Source organism: Pandoraea pulmonicola, assembly GCF_000815105.2.
Lineage (GTDB): Bacteria > Pseudomonadota > Gammaproteobacteria > Burkholderiales > Burkholderiaceae > Pandoraea > Pandoraea pulmonicola.
On the sequence record NZ_CP010310.2, the window covers coordinates 5,550,321 to 5,567,582 of the forward strand.

The 17,262-nt window shown below is 64.8% G+C and carries 15 protein-coding genes; 10 read left to right on the forward strand and 5 right to left on the reverse strand.

Features of this window, described 5'->3' with window-relative positions; all coding sequences use genetic code 11:
- Positions 1-150 precede the first annotated feature (150 nt).
- From RO07_RS24005 to RO07_RS24015, 3 genes are all read right to left on the reverse strand, one after another.
- Positions 151-1,533, reverse strand: a complete 1,383-nt coding sequence (locus tag RO07_RS24005) for a 2-hydroxycarboxylate transporter family protein (RefSeq protein ID WP_039406425.1) — start codon at positions 1,531-1,533, stop codon at positions 151-153.
- Positions 1,534-1,602: 69 nt separating this feature from the next.
- Positions 1,603-2,832 carry a CaiB/BaiF CoA transferase family protein gene (locus RO07_RS24010; RefSeq protein ID WP_039406427.1) on the reverse strand — a complete coding sequence of 410 codons (1,230 nt, stop codon included), beginning with the start codon at positions 2,830-2,832 and terminating at the stop codon, positions 1,603-1,605.
- Positions 2,833-2,950: 118 nt separating this feature from the next.
- Positions 2,951-3,850, reverse strand: a complete 900-nt coding sequence (locus RO07_RS24015; protein WP_039406429.1) for an HpcH/HpaI aldolase/citrate lyase family protein — start codon at positions 3,848-3,850, stop codon at positions 2,951-2,953.
- A gap of 103 nt (positions 3,851-3,953) precedes the next feature.
- Between RO07_RS24015 and RO07_RS24020 the strand changes: the two genes are divergently transcribed.
- The 9 genes from RO07_RS24020 to RO07_RS24060 all read left to right on the forward strand — a co-directional run bounded on the left by RO07_RS24020 (position 3,954) and on the right by RO07_RS24060 (position 11,792).
- Positions 3,954-4,841: a LysR family transcriptional regulator gene (locus tag RO07_RS24020; RefSeq protein ID WP_039406432.1), complete on the forward strand. Its 888-nt coding sequence runs from the start codon at positions 3,954-3,956 to the stop codon at positions 4,839-4,841.
- 244 nt (positions 4,842-5,085) lie between these two features.
- Positions 5,086-6,093 carry a 1,2-phenylacetyl-CoA epoxidase subunit PaaA gene (gene paaA, locus RO07_RS24025; protein ID WP_039406435.1) on the forward strand — a complete coding sequence of 336 codons (1,008 nt, stop codon included), beginning with the start codon at positions 5,086-5,088 and terminating at the stop codon, positions 6,091-6,093.
- A 54-nt stretch (positions 6,094-6,147) separates the two neighbouring features.
- On the forward strand, positions 6,148-6,444 hold the full coding sequence (gene paaB, locus RO07_RS24030) for a 1,2-phenylacetyl-CoA epoxidase subunit PaaB (protein WP_039406438.1): 297 nt from the start codon (positions 6,148-6,150) through the stop codon (positions 6,442-6,444).
- Between the two features lie 48 nt (positions 6,445-6,492).
- Positions 6,493-7,305: a 1,2-phenylacetyl-CoA epoxidase subunit PaaC gene (gene paaC / locus RO07_RS24035; RefSeq protein ID WP_039406441.1), complete on the forward strand. Its 813-nt coding sequence runs from the start codon at positions 6,493-6,495 to the stop codon at positions 7,303-7,305.
- A 31-nt stretch (positions 7,306-7,336) separates the two neighbouring features.
- The gene (gene paaD, locus RO07_RS24040; protein ID WP_237171336.1) at positions 7,337-7,942 is read left to right on the forward strand and encodes a 1,2-phenylacetyl-CoA epoxidase subunit PaaD; all 606 of its coding nucleotides are present in this window, start codon (positions 7,337-7,339) and stop codon (positions 7,940-7,942) included.
- 86 nt (positions 7,943-8,028) lie between these two features.
- On the forward strand, positions 8,029-9,117 hold the full coding sequence (gene paaE / locus RO07_RS24045; protein WP_039406444.1) for a 1,2-phenylacetyl-CoA epoxidase subunit PaaE: 1,089 nt from the start codon (positions 8,029-8,031) through the stop codon (positions 9,115-9,117).
- Positions 9,118-9,440: 323 nt separating this feature from the next.
- Complete coding sequence (locus RO07_RS24050) at positions 9,441-10,229, forward strand: DUF1835 domain-containing protein (protein WP_039406447.1); 789 nt, start codon at positions 9,441-9,443, stop codon at positions 10,227-10,229.
- A gap of 9 nt (positions 10,230-10,238) precedes the next feature.
- Positions 10,239-10,892 (forward strand): TetR/AcrR family transcriptional regulator, encoded by a 654-nt coding sequence (locus tag RO07_RS24055; protein ID WP_052266850.1) that lies wholly within the window; start codon positions 10,239-10,241, stop codon positions 10,890-10,892.
- 243 nt (positions 10,893-11,135) lie between these two features.
- Positions 11,136-11,792, forward strand: coding sequence for a GNAT family N-acetyltransferase (locus tag RO07_RS24060; RefSeq protein ID WP_039406450.1), 657 nt, complete (start codon positions 11,136-11,138; stop codon positions 11,790-11,792).
- A gap of 249 nt (positions 11,793-12,041) precedes the next feature.
- Here the strand turns inward: RO07_RS24060 and RO07_RS24065 are convergent, their stop codons facing one another.
- The gene (locus RO07_RS24065) at positions 12,042-12,530 is read right to left on the reverse strand and encodes an Lrp/AsnC family transcriptional regulator (RefSeq protein WP_039406452.1); all 489 of its coding nucleotides are present in this window, start codon (positions 12,528-12,530) and stop codon (positions 12,042-12,044) included.
- A 239-nt stretch (positions 12,531-12,769) separates the two neighbouring features.
- A complete protein-coding gene (locus RO07_RS24070; protein WP_039406454.1) occupies positions 12,770-12,979 on the reverse strand; it encodes a hypothetical protein in 210 nt (69 codons plus the stop codon).
- 588 nt (positions 12,980-13,567) lie between these two features.
- Here RO07_RS24070 and RO07_RS24075 point away from each other — a divergent pair.
- Positions 13,568-17,134 carry an indolepyruvate ferredoxin oxidoreductase family protein gene (locus RO07_RS24075; RefSeq protein WP_039406456.1) on the forward strand — a complete coding sequence of 1,189 codons (3,567 nt, stop codon included), beginning with the start codon at positions 13,568-13,570 and terminating at the stop codon, positions 17,132-17,134.
- The last annotated feature ends 128 nt before the right edge of the window (positions 17,135-17,262 follow it).

Here is a 17,262-nt window from a genome sequence, read left to right on the forward strand (position 1 = left end):
TGTGTGGCGATGCGGTTCGGCGATCAGCACTACATGCGCAAAGTGTTTCAGCGCCGCTTCGGTGCATCTCCGCAGCAGTACCGCGAGCACTTCGGACAGCCTCAGGCTGACGGCTGCCCGGCACCGGCAGGGCATTGCACCCTCCACGGCTTACCGCCAGTAGGCGAACGCCGCCAGCGCCAGCATCACGACGATCGCGCCGCCGATGCGCGTGGCGATCTGCGCGAACGGCATCAACTCCATGCGATTGGCGGCAGTGAGAATCGCCACGTCGCCGGTGCCGCCCAGCCCGCTGTGCGTGACGTTGACGATGGCCGCTTCCACGGGATACATACCAACGCGCTTCGCCACGAAGAATCCCGTGAGCGCGAGCGACATCACCGTCGAGACGGCGGTCACGATATTGATCCAGTGGAACGCCGTGACGATTTCACCCCAGGGCGTCATCGCGATACTGATGGCGAACATCAGCGGATAGGTGACGGCAGTCGAGAAGAAGCTGTACATGAAACGCGCACCACCCCGCACGCGCGGCGAGACGATTTGCAGGAGCTGCGCGATCACCACGAACACAAGCATCACCACCGGGGCGGGCCAACCGAACCATTGGTGGCTCAACACGCCGAGCAGATAGAGCGCGATGGCCGTGCCCCCGGCTGCCGCCACGCTCGCGGCGTCGAAGCCGTGGACGCTGTCCTGAGCCTGCGGCGCATCGTCGTGCGTTTCGCCCACGGGCGTGACGGTCAACTGTCCGTTACCGGTGAGCTTCGGCTTGCGCGTGCCGACATAGCTCAGCAGCCCGGCGAGACAAATCGCCGAGATGTTGCCGAGCATCGCGGCCGACAGTGCCTGCGCGAAGAGCGGCCCCTGCTCGACGCCAAGAATCTGCGCGTAGCCCGCGGAGAGCGGCAATGCGCCCTCGCCCACTCCGCCCGCCATGATCGGCACGACGATATAGAACAGCGCATGTTTGACGTCCAGACCGAGTGCCGTGCCCACCGCGGTGCCCACGCACGCGGCGACCACCGAACCGCTGGCCAGCGGAATGAAGATGCGCACGAAGCCTTTCACCAGCGTGCGGCGGTCCATGCTCAGCACGCTGCCGACGATAATCGCCGCGATGAACAGATAGAGGAAGTTGGAGCTCTTGGTGAACGTGGTCACCGCCTTGGTCACCGCTGCGGGCATCAGGCCGTAGTACACCATGGCCGACGGGATGAATGCCGCGAAGATCGACGTCGCGCCAATGTGGCGCACCCACGGAATCCGCTTGGCCAGCTCCGCGCAGGTGAAGCCACCCACGGCCACCAGTGCGATGCCCGTGGGCAGATCGGCGGCCAGCTTGCCGTTGTGCGTCATCGCGGCGAGGATGCCGATGAGCGCCAGATAGGTCGGCAGCGGCAACGCGCCGATGCGCACGTCGAATATGGCCCACCAGCGCTCGCGCAGCGACGGCCGGGGGCGGCCTGGCGACTCGTCGGCCACCGGAGCGGCCGCACGCACGGCCTCGGCGCGCGGGGTTGCGGTTTCCATGGATTTGTCTCCGTTCATCTCGTTATATGGACATGGGGGACGCTGACGCCGGCGCGGCGCAGCGTCCGGTTACTGCACGGCCTGCGTCGCGCGCAGAGCCGCGATGTCTTCGTCATTCAGTCCGGCTTCGTGCAGCACGTCGTCGGAGTGCTGCCCGAAGGCGGGTGCGGCGCGCGATGACGCCGCGGCGCCGGTGTCTGTCGACGTCCCGAACCTGATCGGCTGACGAAAGCCGCGATAGCCGCCCACGCCCGGATAGGTGTAGTGCTGCATCATCGCTTCGGCCTCGACCTGCGGATCGTCGAACATGTCTTCGACGGCGCGCGCGGCGGCACACGGCACGGCGTCGCCGAAGATCGCCTCCCATTCGCGCGCACTGTGCGCCTGCAGGGCGGCGTGCAACCGCGGCACGATCTCGTCGCGATGCTCGGCGCGCTTGCGCACCGAATCGTAGCGACTGTCGGCAGCGAGCGCGGCGAGGCCGGTCTTCTCGCACAACGCCTGCCAGAAGTGCGGCGTATTCGCGGAGATGTACAGATAGCCGTCGCGCGTGGGATGGATGCCCGTGATGCCGCCCGAACGCATGTCGCGGCCAACCTCGCGCGGTTCGCCATCGGCCCAGACCAGACGCGCCGATTGCATGGCCAGTGCACTGCGCAGCAGCGAGACGCTCACGTACTGTCCCCGCCCGCTGCGCTCTCGCGCGAACAGCGCCGACGAGACGCCCGCCGCCACCATCGACGCCGCGTAGTAATCGACCACCGAACCGTACAGAATCTCCGGCGGACCTCCGGGCTTGCCTTGCATGGCACACATGCCGGTCATCGTTTGCAGTACCTGATCGTAGCCGGCCTTGTCCCGGCTCGGCCCCGTCTCGCCGTAGCCCGTCACCGCGCAATAGATCAGACGCGGGTTCACGTCGCGCAGTTGTTCATAGGCGATGCCCAGGCGCGCCGGCACACTCGGGCGGAAGTTGTGAACGAGCACGTCGGCGGTCTCGACCAGGCGTCGCAGGACGTCGAGCGCCGCCGGCTGCTTGAGATCCAGCACGAGGCCGCGCTTGCCGCGATTCACGCCGAGAAAGGCGCGGCTCTCGGCCGCGAGCGTCGACGGATACTTGCGCAGGTTGTCGCCCGCCGGCGGTTCGATCTTGACGACGTCGGCGCCTTGGTCGGCGAGCAACGTGCACCCGTAAGGACCCGCGATGTAGGCGCTCAGGTCGAGCACACGGACCCCCGTCAGCGGGCCGGCGGCCGGTGTGACGTCTGCGGTGGCGGGCGTGGGAGATTCTCGTTTCATTGCGATGTGTCTACTGCCTGAATTTTGCCGGGGCGACCCGGTGCTTGTGCTGGCGCTTTTGTCGGCTTGTACCGGCTTGTGCCGGCCTCCAGCGGCCCTTTCCACGGCGCTCTCCTGCTCACACGGTGGCCAGAACCTCACGCTGCGCGTCGCTCAGCAGCCCCATGCGCTCGGCGTCGCCGACCAGCGCCCTGGCGCGCTCGAGGAAGGGCGCGTCGATCATCTTGCCGTCGACGACATACGCGCCGACGCCATCGCGCCGCGCCGCCCGCGATGCGTCGAGCACACGCACGGCATGGGCGATCTCGTCGTCGGACGGACGGAAGATGTCGTTGGCCAGCGCGATCTGGCTCGGATGGATACAGCTCTTGCCGAGGAAACCGAGCGCCTTGGCGAGTTGCGCCTCCGCGCGAAAACCCGCTTCGTCCTTGATGTTGGCGAAAGCGGAGTCGTAAGCGAAAACGCCTGCCGCGCCGGCCGCCATGCGCAGACCGAACATCGCCTGCGAGATGGCGGCGGTCTCTCGACGGGCCATGCCCAGCGGCTCGAACAAATCGCCCAGGCCGAGCTGCAAGCCGGCAACGCGCGGATGCGCGGACGCGAGTTCCCCGGCGCAGAGCAGCGCCCTGGGCGATTCGATGTTCAGCAGCAGTCGCACCGGCGTGGCGACGCCGTTGGCGCGTTCGGCGCGTTCGATGCGCTCGGCCGCGCGGCGCACGTCGTCGGCGCATTCCGGCTTCGGGAGGTTGATCAGCGCGACACCGCCGCGGACGACGGCATCCACGTCGTCGTCGAAATATTCGGTGTCGAGCGCGTTCACGCGCACGATGAGCTGCTTGGTTTGCGCCTGCGCGGCGGGCAATGCCGCGAGCCAGTCGCGCAGGGTTTCGCGCGCGGCCCGCTTCCGATCCGGGGTGACGGAATCTTCCAGATCGAACGACAGCGCGTCGGCCGCGCTGGCAAGCGCCTTGGCGAACAACTCCGGTCTTGCCGCCGGCACGAACAGTTTGCTTCTCACGTCTCCAGTCCTTCCTTTCTTGTCACTGGAGAGGAGTCTAAGGGCCGTCTTGTTTTAGATAAACTATCCACATCTATCTTGAAAACGTAGAAAAACTATCGTTATGGATACGGCATTTCTGGCAAATCTTCTGCTCGTGGTGGACAGCGGGTCGATGGCGGAGGCGGCACGTCGCATCGGCGTGACGCCGGCGGCCATCGCGCAACAGGTGCAGGCGCTGGAGCGGGAGCTCGGTGTGCCGCTGCTGGTGCGCGCCGGCCGCACGGTCATCCCGACGGAAGCGGGGCGTCGCGTGATCGAGAGGGCACGTGCGCTCGTGCGCGACGCCGCGGACCTCAAGGCGGTGGCGCTCACGGACGAGCCGTCCGGCGAACTGCGCATCGGCACGATCACGACGGCATTGCTCAGCCTGCTGCCCGATGCGCTGGCGGGGTTTTCGAAAGCCTTTCCGCAGGCACAGGTGCTCATTCGTGCAGGAACGTCGATGGAACTGTATGAGACGCTGCAACGCGGCGAACTCGACGTGGCGATCTGCCTGCACCCGCCGTTCGCGTTGCCGAAGGCTTACGACTGGCATTTGCTACGCGAGGAGCCGATCGTGGTGCTGGCGCCGATGGCGTTGGCGGATGTCGATCCGCACACGTTGCTCGCACGCGAGCCGTTCATCCGATACGACCGGTCGCTGGGCGGCGGCAAGCAGGCCGATCAGTACCTGCGCGCGGCGAAGATCGTACCGCACGAGCTGTTCGAACTGAATTCGCTGATGGCCATCGCGATGATGGTGGACCGGGGCCTGGGCGTGTCGCTCGTGCCGGACATCGTCTCACCGCTCACGACGAGCCTCGATATCGTGCGTCTGCCGCTGCCGGCGCCGGTCGAGCGGCGCCGCTTCGGCCTGCTTTGGCACCGCGCTTCGCCACGCGCGCGACTGATCAAAGGGTTGATGACATGTGCCGAGGCAGTGCTGGCGCGCGAGGCGCGCCAGCAGTAGTCTCCGAACGGTGCCCGATCCCCCGCGCCGGCGGCATTTCGAGTCATCGCCGCGCCCGATGCGACGTCCAACGCGCTTCGGCGACGAGCTTCGGGGAGCAACCAACGGACGGGGGCACGCCCCGCCGGACCCGCTTCTCATCCCGCAATCGTCCCCGCCTTCTCATGGAAAACATTTATTGACCGACCGGCCGGTCGGTTTATAATGCGTTCCATATCCCCACATGCCGCGGAGGCCTCCCTCTATGTATACGCAAGCCATCGATCTGGCCGGCAGCAGCCCCAAGGGTGTGCGCGCCCTGAGCGAGGCGGAGCAGCAACAGCAAGCCCGCTTCGACGCGCGCGTCGCCGCCGATCAGAAGATCGAGCCCCAGGACTACATGCCCGCCGAGTACCGCAAGACGCTCGTGCGCCAGATCTCGCAGCACGCACACTCGGAAGTCGTCGGCATGCTGCCCGAAGGCAACTGGATCTCGCGTGCGCCCAGCCTCAAGCGCAAGGCCATCCTGCTCGCGAAGGTGCAGGACGAAGCCGGCCACGGCCTCTACCTGTATTCCGCGGCCGAGACGCTCGGCACCTCGCGCGACCAGATGATCGACGCCCTGCACTCCGGCAAGGCGAAGTACTCCAGCATCTTCAATTACCCCACGCTCACCTGGGCCGACGTCGGCGTGATCGGCTGGCTCGTCGATGGCGCCGCCATCATGAACCAGGTGCCGCTGTGCCGCTGCTCGTACGGCCCGTATGCACGCGCCATGATCCGCGTGTGCAAGGAGGAGTCGTTCCACCAGCGCCAGGGCTTCGATGCACTGCTTTCCATGATGAACGGCACGCAGGCGCAGCGCGACATGGTGCAGGAAGCGGTGAACCGCTGGTGGTGGCCGGTGCTGATGATGTTCGGCCCGAGCGACAAGGACTCGATCCACAGCGCGCAGACCATGAAGTGGGGCATCAAGCGCATCTCGAACGACGATCTGCGCCAGAAGTTCGTGGACGCGGCCGTCGAACAGGCCAAGGTCCTCGGCGTGACCTTCCCCGATCCCGATCTGAAGTGGAACGAAGCGCGCAAGGCGCACGACTACGGCGAGATCGACTGGAGCGAGTTCTGGCGCGTGGTCGGCGGTGAAGGCCCGTGCAACAAGGAACGCCTCGGCACGCGTGTGGCCGCCCACGAAAAGGGCGCCTGGGTGCGCGAAGCCGCCCTCGCCCACGCCGCCAAGCAGCGCCGGCGCGCCGAGAAGCAAGCCGCATAGGTCGAAGCGCCACCGACTTCGGTCGCGCGACCTCACAAGACATCAGGAACGATCATGACGCAAGCAAGCAACAAGGAATGGCCCCTCTGGGAAGTGTTCGTGCGCAGCAAGATGGGTCTCGAGCACAAGCACAGCGGCAGCCTGCACGCCGCCGACGCCGAAATGGCGCTGCGCATGGCGCGCGACGTCTACACGCGCCGCCAGGAAGGCGTGAGCATCTGGGTCGTGCCGTCGGCCGCCATCACGGCTTCGGCACCGGAAGACAAGGCCGAGCTGTTCGATCCGGCCGCCGACAAGATCTACCGCCATCCGACCTTCTACCAACTGCCGGAAGAAGTGAACCACATGTAAGCGGCGGCGCGCCGCCATGCATGGCGCGCCCCATGTGAGACCCAGAACATGAAACCGACGCAGGAACATCTGTCCTATCTGCTGCGCCTCGCCGACAACGCCCTGATCCTCGGTCAGCGCAATGCGGAGTGGTGTGGCCACGGCCCCGTGCTCGAAGAAGACATCGCGCTCACCAACCTGAGCCTCGATCTCATTGGCCAGGCCCGCATGCTGTACCAGCACGCCGCCAAGGTCGAAGCCGAACTCACGGGCGTCACCAAGCAGGAAGACGACTACGCCTTCTGGCGCGACGAATTCGCCTTCCGCAACTGGACGCTCGTCGAACTGCCGCACTACGGCCCGACAGCCGGCACCACGGCCGCCGAACGCGACTACGCCGTGACCATCGTGCGCAATTTCCTGTACTCGGCCCTGATGGTCGAAGTCTGGCAGGCGCTCACGGCGTCGACCGACGCCGAACTGGCCGCCATCGCCGCCAAGTCCGTCAAGGAAACGAACTATCACCTGCACCACGCACGCGACTGGCTCGTGCGCTTCGGCGACGGCACCGAGGAATCGCACCGCCGCGCCCAGGCCGCGCTCGATTACCTGATGCCGTACATGAACGAAGTGTTCAAGGGCGATCCGCTCGAAGAAGCCGTGGCCGCCGCCGGCACGGGCGTTACGATGGTCGAACTGAAGGACGCCTGGCAAGCCACCGTGAACGACGCGCTCGCCGAAGCGACGCTCGACGCGACCAACGCCCCGGTAGGCGGCGCGTTCGAGAGCACGGGCAAGTTCGGTCGCCACTCCGAGCACATGAGCTATCTGCTCGGCGAGATGCAGGGTCTGGCGCGCCAGCACCCCGGCGCAACCTGGTGAGCCACGGCTTGCCACGCACGACATGCCGCCCATGAATCCATTCACCGACTTCGCGGACAAGTCCATGAATCTGCCGCTCACGCCACCCGTTGCGCCCGACGTCCTCACGCCGGCCTCGGAAGCGTCGCTGCCGCTCGCATGGCAAACGCTCGAGTCGGTGCCGGATCCAGAGATTCCGGTCGTGTCGATTCGCGAGCTCGGCATTCTGCGCGACGTGCGCGTCGTCACGCGTGACGACGTCGCGGCCTTCGAGATCGTGATCACGCCCACGTATTCGGGCTGCCCGGCGATGCAGCAGATCGCGGAGGATATCGACGCCGCCATGACGCGCGCCGGCCTCGGTCCATGGCACATCACGACGGTGCTGGCCCCGGCCTGGACGACGGACTGGATCAGCCCCGAGGCGCGCGAGAAGCTGCGCGGCTACGGCATTGCACCGCCCACGGGCGCGCACGCCGTGGCCGTCGACGCACCGCGCAAGATCACGTTCTACGGCCGCCCGAAAGACGGCGTGCCATGCCCGCATTGCGGCTCGACCGAGACCGAAGTGGTGTCGGCGTTCGGTTCGACCGCCTGCAAGGCGCATTACCGTTGCCGCGCGTGCCGCGAGCCGTTCGACTACTTCAAGCCCTATTGATTGATCCGACTGATCCCGCCTCCCCTGCGGGGACGCCGACACCCACCGGTGCCGACGCCCGTAACCCGGCGGCAAGGAAGCCCACGATGACGACCCCGCAATTCCATTCGCTGACCATTCGCGAAATCCGGCCCGAGACCGCCGACGCCATCTCCATCGCCTTCATGGTGCCGGACGCGCTGCGCGACGCCTATCGTTTCACGCAAGGCCAGTTCCTCACGCTCAAGACCGAGATCGAGGGCGAAGAAGCGCGTCGCTCGTACTCGATCTGCGTCGGCGTGCCCGAGTACGAGGCGACGGGCGAACTGCGCGTGGGGATCAAGCGCGTGCCGGGCGGCAAGTTCTCGAACTTCGCCAACGATCAGTTGAAGCCGGGCCAGCAGATCGACGTGATGACGCCGGACGGGCGCTTCTTCACACGGCTGTCCGCCGACAACGCCAAGCACTACGTCGGCTTCGCCGGCGGTTCGGGCATCACGCCGATGCTCGCCCTCATCAAGACGACCCTCGCCGCCGAACCCCGAAGCCAGTTCACGCTCGTGTACGGCAACCGCTCGGTGCCCGCGATCATGTTCGCCGAAGCGCTCGAAGACCTGAAGAACACGTATCTGGGCCGTCTGCGCCTGTATCACGTGCTCTCCGACGAGGCGCAGGAAGTCGAACTGTTCAACGGCCTGCTCGATCGCGAGAAGTGCACCGCGTTCCTCGACACGCTGATTCCGGCGTCGAGCATCGACGAGGCCTTCATCTGCGGTCCCGGCCCGATGATGGACGCCGCCGAAGCCGCGCTGGCCGCCGCCGGTGTCGCCAAGGAGAAGATCCACGTCGAACGTTTCGGCGTGCCGTCGCCGCAAGCGGGCGCGAAGCCGGTCGTCATCACCGACGACACGCCGATGGCAGAACTCGTCGTCGTGATGGACGGCAAGGAGCGTCGCCTGCGTCAGCCGTACGAAGGCCAGAGCATTCTCGACACGGGCCTCGCGGCCGGTCTGTCGCTGCCCTACGCGTGCAAGGGCGGCGTGTGCTGCACGTGCCGCGCCAAGGTGCTCGAAGGCGAAGTGGCCATGGACAAGAACTACACGCTGGAGGACTACGAAGTCGAACAGGGCTTCGTGCTGACATGCCAGGCGCGTCCGCTCACCGAACGTGTGGTGGTGAGCTACGACGAACGTTAAGTCCGTCGGCCGTTGCACCGATCGACGTATATGGACGTATATCGACGTCTCGATCGGGCAGCGGCCTGGCCCCTCGTCGTGGGCGATGGACGGCAGAGTGGCGAGGCCCGGTTCGCCGCCGGACGAAGCCGCCGCGGAGCAGGGCCATCAGCCCGGGATATGCCCGGTTTTATGCCCCGCAACCTCAAACGGATGTTTGCCGCGCGGTGCGAACGTTACGTCAACTCGGCGGGATCGAACGGGAAATCCCGCCAATGCGTCGATTATTGCGGTCATTGCGGGAGCGTCCACCCGAGGTTGCGGGAATACCGTAAACTACCGGCATGAATACCATCCATGTCGTCTGTGGCGATGTTGCCGCGCAGCAGTTGCGCGCGGCGATGGCGCAAGCGCTTCGCGCCGACCCCGTGCTTGTCCTGCGTGACGATCTGGCCATCGGGCCGGTGCGCGAGATCGACGAGAACGAGCGGCAACGGGCGGCTTTCTGGCAACGGGTGGCGCCCGCCGCCGGGCGCGACTACGCGGGCGAACTGCGCGAAGAACTGGCGGCACTGCAGCGTCTGGCCGAAGGCGACAACGCCGTGGTGTGCTGGCATGGCGACAGCGCATCGGATCAACTGACGCTGCGTCGCGTGGCATTCACACTGCGCAACACGCCCGCGAGACTCAACGAGATAGCGCTGCGCGGCAGCGATCTCGCACCATCGGGCGCCGCGTACGGCGTCGATCGCCGCACGAGCGTGGGCATGTACGCACCGGAAATCCTGGCCGAACGTTTTGTCCGTATCGCCCCGATTTCGTTGTTGCGCATCGGCCGCCTGTCGCTGGAGTGGCGTGCGCTCAAGCAAGTGAACACCCAGGTGCGCCGCTGGGTGCACAACACGTTCGAAGGCGCGACGTTCGCGGAGATCGACGACCAGATCCTCACGCTCGCGCCGGTCCCATGGACGCCGATGGCCGCATTCCTCGGCGAAGCGATGCCGCGCATCGAAGGTTTTTTTGCAACCGACAGTTTTCTGCTGTGGCGCTGCCGCGAACTCGGCGCGGCAGGCCGGCTTGCATTGCGCGGCGACACCACGGCGCCCGCCGCGTGCGATCTACGACTGGAGTAACCCCCGTTTATGGCACGTACCAAAGCGCCCGATCACGAATCGCAGCGCGAACAGATTCTCGACGTCGCGGCCGAAGCGTTCGCCCGCGCCAGCTATCCGAGCACCTCGATGTCCGAGCTCGCGGCGGCGTGCGGTACATCGAAGGCGCGGCTGTATCACTATTACGCGAGCAAGGACGCCATCCTGTTCGATCTGCTGGAGCGCTACACCAAGCGCCTGATGCTGATCGTCACCGAAGTGGAGGCGCTCGGTCAGCGTCGCGGGCTGTCGGAGCGCGAAACGTTCCACGAGCTCATCCGCGCGTTTCTCGATGAGTACGAAACCTCCCAGACGCGTCACATCGCGCTGCTCAACGACGTCAAGTTTCTCAACGACGAACAACGCGAAATCGTGCTCAACCGCCAGCGCGACGTCGTGGCGGCGTTTGCCCGCCAGCTCTCGCGCGCCTTTCCGGAGCGCATCGGCAAGCACAATCAGACCGCCCTCACGATGATGCTCTTCGGCATGATCAACTGGACCTTCACATGGCTCAAACCTGGCGGCCGGATGCGCTACCGCGACTTCGCCAACGAAGTCATCGCCGTGCTCGAGCATGGCCTCGCGGCGCCGCTGCCCGAGAGCGGCGAAACGCCGACCACGGAGGCCACGCCGTCACGTGCATGACAAAGTGAGTGCACACAGACATTAAAAAGGGCGAATTTCCGCCCTTTTTTATTGCCTCGCAACAACTCCTCTCTCGCGACAGGTGGCCTGCATATCCTGAAAAGACGCCAATCTTCAGTCACTTAGACGTTTCCCTCCACCGCGGTCGCTCAATAACTAGGGTTTTCACCTATCCAATGAGGTATAATTCTTTTGCGTCGCACAACTCAGTGCACGCACTATAGATTACGCAAGGATTACGTCATGACCGCCCCGAATTCCACGCCTGACGTCGCACGCGCGACGGTTGCCGCCAACGAGCGGTCGAGCGTGCTGATTCGTGAGCTGACGTCCGGCGACGTTCATCGTCTACTGCGCCACTTCCTGGCACTCGGCGAAGAAGACCGTCTGCTGCGTTTTGGCCAGGCCGTCACCGACGACGTGATCACCCGCTACGTCGCCAGCCTCGACTTCGCTCGCGACAGCATCTTTGGCGTCTACGACGACAACCTGGCGCTGGTCGCCGTTGCCCACGTTGCGCAACTGCCCGAAGGCAAGAAGGGCCGCGTGGCGGAGTTCGGCGTTTCGGTGCTGGAGTCGGCCCGTGGCCGCGGCATCGGCTCGCGCCTGTTCGAGCGCGCCGCGATCCATTGCCGCAACAAGCGTGTGGACACGCTCTACATGCACTGCCTGTCGCGCAACGCACGCATGATGCGCATCGCGAAGAAGGCCGGCATGGAAATCAATTTCGCTTACGGCGAAGCCGACGGCTACCTCAGCCTGCCGCCGGCCGACACCCAGTCGATGCTCTCGGAAATGATGCAGGAGCAGGTCGCCGCGTTCGACTACGCCATCAAGCGCCAGCTTCGCAACACTCGCCGTCTCTTCGGCGCGCTCCTGCCGAATCACCGCGCGGCGTGAACAGCCGTCGGCCCGAAGGCCGCGCTCTCGACACCGACCCCGCCGAATCCCCTGAAAGAAGACCCGGCCTTGACCGTGACGCGGTTCAGTTAAACGTGTTCGTTGCGGGTCCGACCAGACGAAGGGCCACGAAACACCGTAAAAAATGCCGCTTCGATTGGCGTCGAAGCGGCATTTTCGCGCTAGCTGAACGGCATTCCGGCCTTGGCCGGTTTTTTTTGTCCCGTCACAATGACGGGGTCGATGAGGTCAAGGCAGCGGCAGTGCCGTCGTCTCCTTCAACTGGTCGAGCACGAAACTCGTTTTGACGTCGACCACGCTGGGGTGCACGAGCAACTGCGATTGCATGAAATTGGAGAAGTGGGCCATGTCGCGCACGTGTACGCGCAGCAGGTAGTCCATGTCACCCGCCATGGCATAGCAGCCGACGACTTCCGGCCAGGTATCGACCACGTTGCGGAAGTGTTCGTTGACCGAGCCGCCCTGCCCGTCGCCGGGGTGCCGCTTGTCGAGGCGAACGTTCACATACGCCAATAGGCCCAGGCCGATGCGCGTCGGTTCGAGCAGCGCTACGTAACCGCGAATGACGCCCGCCTCTTCCAGGCGCCGGATGCGTCGCAGGCAAGGACTCGGCGAGAGACGCACCTGCTCGGCGATTTCGAGATTCGACAGCCGGCCGTTATGCTGCAGCAAGGCAAGAATGCGCCGGTCGATCTTGTCCAATTCCAGTTTTGACATATCTCCCCCTGATATTGAAACTTATGCGCAACATTATTGCGTATAAATTCTCGTATATGGGAAGTTTTGTCAAAAATGACCGGTTACAAGACATTACAGCAAAGTTTCATGGGCGAAGAAAAAGGCGCCAGCCTTGTCGGACGGCGCCCTGGATGTGGAACCGTGACAGTCTGCAATACCGGGGAAGGCGTGAGCGCTTCCCCTCATGCCGACTGCCTGCGGGAGAGAGGATGGCCGGCTTAGCGGCGCTGAAATTCGCGCGGATCGATCGTGCGCTGGTCGAGCGGGCCTTCGTAGCGCTGCGGCGGTTGCGTGGTTCGCTGCTGCGTGATGGGGGTAGGTTGGGCCGTCTTGTCGCGCGCCAGTTCGTCGGCGCGGGCGACGCTCACTTCCAGGGTCAGGAACGAAGCGGAAACCAGCAGGAATTTGGCGATGTTTCGTTGATTCACAGTGACTCCTTCTTGCGTATCGCTTATGACTAAAAATGCACAATGTGCGTCCCCGACATATCGGGTAACGCATTATAGGCATTCTGCCCGGTCCGCTCCTGCCCACCCCGAACCGTTACACGTTGTTACCCGCAGGTCGGAAGGCACCGACATACGTACGGTTCCCGACATATTCGCGACACAATAGCGCCATTTTCGGGTGAAATCTGAAAGACACCATGCGTCGCGATGCCGCAGCGCCCGCGAGTGTCACATTGGGATATCTCCCCCGAATATCAGCCAAGGGTTTACGCCAGCTATATTACGTTTACGTAAACGTCACAATGCTCGTTATACTTCCGCTCGATCCGCAACTCATAGGGCGTGAGCACCGATGTCAGGCAATGCCGCGACACCGGTGCTACCATGAGTCCGACTGGCATAGCATCATGAAAAAAGGCCCCACCGTTCGAGTGGCGTCACATCGTTGAGCATACGAACGAGCGACGAACAAAGGCCGCATTCACCACCGCCGTCCTGCTTCACGAGAGCGGGAGGGTAGGAAGTTTTGGCGATCCCAAAATCAGTGAGAGTGAGGAGCACACCCCCATGAACGCCCCCGTCAATCCGAGCTTGCTGGCCGCGCTGGAGTCGGTCACGCTCGACGACAAATACACGCTCGAGCGCGGTCGCGCTTACATGAGCGGCATCCAGGCACTGGTTCGACTACCGATGCTGCAGCAGGCGCGCGACGCCGCCGCCGGGCTGAACACCGCGGGCTTCATTTCGGGCTATCGCGGCTCGCCGCTGGGTGGCCTGGATCTCTCGCTATGGAAAGCCAAGCAGCATCTCGCAGGTCATAACATCGTCTTCCAGCCGGGGCTGAACGAAGACCTCGCCGCCACCGCCGTGTGGGGCTCGCAACAAGTCAATCTGTATCCCGCCAAGTTCGACGGCGTGTTCTCCATGTGGTACGGCAAGGGCCCTGGCGTCGACCGCTCGATGGACGTGCTCAAGCACGCCAACTCGGCCGGCTCGTCCAAACACGGCGGCGTGCTCGTGCTCGCCGGCGATGACCACGCCGCCAAATCCTCCACGCTCGCGCACCAGTCGGAACACGTCTTCAAGGCGGCCGGCATTCCCGTGCTGTATCCGTCGAACGTGCAGGAGTATCTCGATTACGGTCTGCACGGCTGGGCGATGAGCCGTTATTCGGGTCTGTGGGTCGCCATGAAGTGCGTGACCGACGTGGTCGAATCGTCGGCCTCGGTAATGATCGATCCGCACAATGTCGACATCCGCCTGCCGGACGACTTCGTCATGCCGCCGGACGGCCTGAACATCCGCTGGCCCGATCCGCCGCTGGTGCAGGAAGCGCGTCTGCTCGACTACAAGTGGTACGCGGGCCTCGCTTACGTGCGCGCCAACAAACTCGATCGCGTGATGATCGATTCGCCCAATGCGCGCTTCGGCATCATGACGGGCGGCAAGGCGTATCTCGACGTCTGTCAGGCGCTCGCCGATCTCGGGCTCGACGAAGCCACCTGCCAGCGCATCGGCATCCGTCTGTACAAGGTGGGCTGTGTGTGGCCGCTCGAAGCGCAGGGCGCGCGCGCGTTCGCACAGGGTCTGCAGGAAATCCTGGTGGTCGAGGAAAAGCGTCAGATCCTCGAATACGCCATCAAGGAAGAGTTGTACAACTGGCGCGACGACGTGCGTCCGCGCGTGTACGGCAAGTTCGACGAAAAGGACGGCGCCGGCGGCGAATGGTCGGTGCCGATGGCCAACTGGCTGCTGCCCGCCCACTACGAGCTCTCGCCGGCGCTGATCGCCAAGGCCATCGCCACGCGTCTGGAAAAGTTCGAACTGCCGAGCGACGTGCGCGAGCGCATCGCCGCCCGTCTGCGCGTGATCGATGCCAAGGAGCAGGCGCTCACCAAGCCGCGCGTGGCCGTGGAGCGCAAGCCGTGGTTCTGCTCGGGTTGTCCGCACAACACGTCGACCAATGTGCCCGAAGGCTCGCGCGCAATCGCGGGTATCGGCTGCCACTACATGACGGTGTGGATGGATCGCCGTACCGACACCTTCTCGCAAATGGGTGGCGAAGGCGTGCCCTGGATCGGCCAGGCGCCGTTCTCCGCCGACGAGCACATCTTCGCGAACCTCGGCGACGGCACGTATTTCCACTCGGGTCTGCTCGCCATCCGGGCGGCGATCTCGTCGAACGTCAACATCACCTACAAGATCCTGTACAACGATGCGGTCGCCATGACCGGCGGCCAACCCGTCGACGGCACGCTCACCGTGCCCCAGATCGTGGCGCAGGTCGCGGCCGAAGGCGCGGCGAAGATCGTCATCGTGACTGACGAACCGGAAAAGTACGAAGGCGTAAAGCTCGTGGGCGACGTGCCCATCCATCACCGCAACGAACTCGATCGCGTTCAGCGCGAACTGCGGCTGGTCAAGGGCACCTCGATCCTGATCTACGACCAGACCTGCGCCACCGAGAAGCGCCGCCGTCGCAAGCGCGGGGCGTACCCCGATCCGGCCAAGCGGGTGGTCATCAACGAGTCCGTGTGCGAAGGCTGCGGCGATTGCTCGGTGAAGTCAAACTGCCTGTCGGTCGAACCGCTCGAGACGGAATTCGGCACGAAGCGTCAGATCAACCAGTCGACGTGCAACAAGGACTTCTCGTGCCTGAACGGCTTCTGCCCGAGCTTCGTGACGGTCGAAGGCGGTCAACTGCGCAAGCCGAAGACGGCGCAGGTCGACAGCAGCAACCTGCCGCCGCTGCCCGAGCCGGCACTGCCTGCCATCGCGCGTCCGTATGGCATTCTCGTCACCGGCGTGGGCGGTACAGGCGTCGTGACCATCGGCGGGCTGCTGGGCATGGCCGCACACCTCGAGAACAAGGGCGTCACGACGCTCGACGTGACCGGCCTCGCGCAAAAGGGCGGCGCGGTGACGAGCCACGTGCAGATCGCGCTCCAGCCCGAAGACATTCACGCCACGCGTATCGCCATGGGCGACGCCCGCGTGGTGATCGGTTGCGACGCGATCACCACGGCCAGCGACGACACCCTCTCGCGCGTGCAGCATGGCGTGACGAACATCGTGGTCAACAGCGCGCACACGCCGACAGCCGAGTTCATCCGCAACCCGAACTGGCGCTTCCCCGGCGCAAGCACGGAGAACGACATCCGCGCGGCGGCGGGGGAGAATGTCGACTTCGTCGACGCGAACCATCTCGCGCTGCGACTGCTCGGCGACACGATCTACACGAACCCGTTCGTGCTCGGCTACGCCTGGCAGAAGGGTTGGGTGCCGCTCTCGCATGCCGCGCTCACGCGCGCCATCGAACTCAACGGCGTGTCGATCGAGAAGAACAAGCAGGCCTTCGAGTGGGGACGTCGTGCCGCTCACGATCTGGCCAGCGTGCGCCAGCTCGCCGCGCAGAACGAAGCGCCCGAGACGTCCGCGACCGGTGGCAAGCTGATCACGCTGCACACGCCGCGCGCACTCGATATGCTGATCCAGCGCCGCTACGACCAGCTCGTGGCGTATCAGGATCGCGCGTACGCCGAGCGCTTCAAGCAGACGGTCGATCGCGTGCGCGCCGCCGAGACGCCGCTCACGCAGGAAGGCGCGCAAATGCCGCTCACCGAAGCCGTCGCACGTGCGCTCTACAAGCTCATGGCGTACAAGGACGAGTACGAAGTGGCGCGTCTGTACACCGATCCGGCGTTCATGAAGAAGCTGAACGAGCAGTTCGAAGGCGACTTCACGCTGCGCTTCCATCTCGCACCGCCGTCGCTCGCCAAGCACGACGACAAGGGACACCTCGTCAAGAAGGCGTACGGCCCATGGATGATGAAGGCGTTCCGCGTGCTGGCCAAACTCAAGGGCCTGCGCGGCGGCGCGTTCGACGTCTTCGGTCGTACGGAAGAGCGTCGCACCGAGCGTGCGCTGATCGGCGAGTACGAGGCGCTGGTGAACGAACTGCTGTCCGGTCTGAACGAGCACAACGTGTCGCTCGCCATGCAACTGGCCGAGCTGCCGCAGGAGATCCGCGGCTACGGTCACGTGAAGGAGCAGAACCTCGCCGCCACCCGCATCAAGTGGACGAAGCTGCTCGCGCAATGGCGCGAAGGCGGCTCGCACCGCGCCGCGGCATGATGTGCATGAGGTTGCGGACAGCGCACTGGCGCTGAGCGCCGGGCACCGTACCCTCGATAAAAATCCCGCCAGTGCGAAAGCGACTGGCGGGATTTTTCATCCGCTGTCCGGCCGCGATGCACGCCGAT

Bases quoted from the DNA above. Each gene is read 5' to 3' on its own strand.
- RO07_RS24075 (WP_039406456.1), top strand. From the start codon at position 13,568: ATGAACGCCCCCGTCAATCCGAGCTTGCTGGCCGCGCTGGAGTCGGTC.
- RO07_RS24050 (WP_039406447.1), top strand. From the start codon at position 9,441: ATGAATACCATCCATGTCGTCTGTGGCGATGTTGCCGCGCAGCAGTTG.
- paaC (WP_039406441.1), top strand. From the start codon at position 6,493: ATGAAACCGACGCAGGAACATCTGTCCTATCTGCTGCGCCTCGCCGAC.
- RO07_RS24005 (WP_039406425.1), bottom strand. From the start codon at position 1,533: ATGGAAACCGCAACCCCGCGCGCCGAGGCCGTGCGTGCGGCCGCTCCG.
- RO07_RS24060 (WP_039406450.1), top strand. From the start codon at position 11,136: ATGACCGCCCCGAATTCCACGCCTGACGTCGCACGCGCGACGGTTGCC.
- paaE (WP_039406444.1), top strand. From the start codon at position 8,029: ATGACGACCCCGCAATTCCATTCGCTGACCATTCGCGAAATCCGGCCC.
- RO07_RS24055 (WP_052266850.1), top strand. From the start codon at position 10,239: ATGGCACGTACCAAAGCGCCCGATCACGAATCGCAGCGCGAACAGATT.
- RO07_RS24010 (WP_039406427.1), bottom strand. From the start codon at position 2,832: ATGAAACGAGAATCTCCCACGCCCGCCACCGCAGACGTCACACCGGCC.
- paaB (WP_039406438.1), top strand. From the start codon at position 6,148: ATGACGCAAGCAAGCAACAAGGAATGGCCCCTCTGGGAAGTGTTCGTG.
- paaA (WP_039406435.1), top strand. From the start codon at position 5,086: ATGTATACGCAAGCCATCGATCTGGCCGGCAGCAGCCCCAAGGGTGTG.
- paaD (WP_237171336.1), top strand. From the start codon at position 7,337: ATGAATCCATTCACCGACTTCGCGGACAAGTCCATGAATCTGCCGCTC.
- RO07_RS24065 (WP_039406452.1), bottom strand. From the start codon at position 12,530: ATGTCAAAACTGGAATTGGACAAGATCGACCGGCGCATTCTTGCCTTG.
- RO07_RS24020 (WP_039406432.1), top strand. From the start codon at position 3,954: ATGGATACGGCATTTCTGGCAAATCTTCTGCTCGTGGTGGACAGCGGG.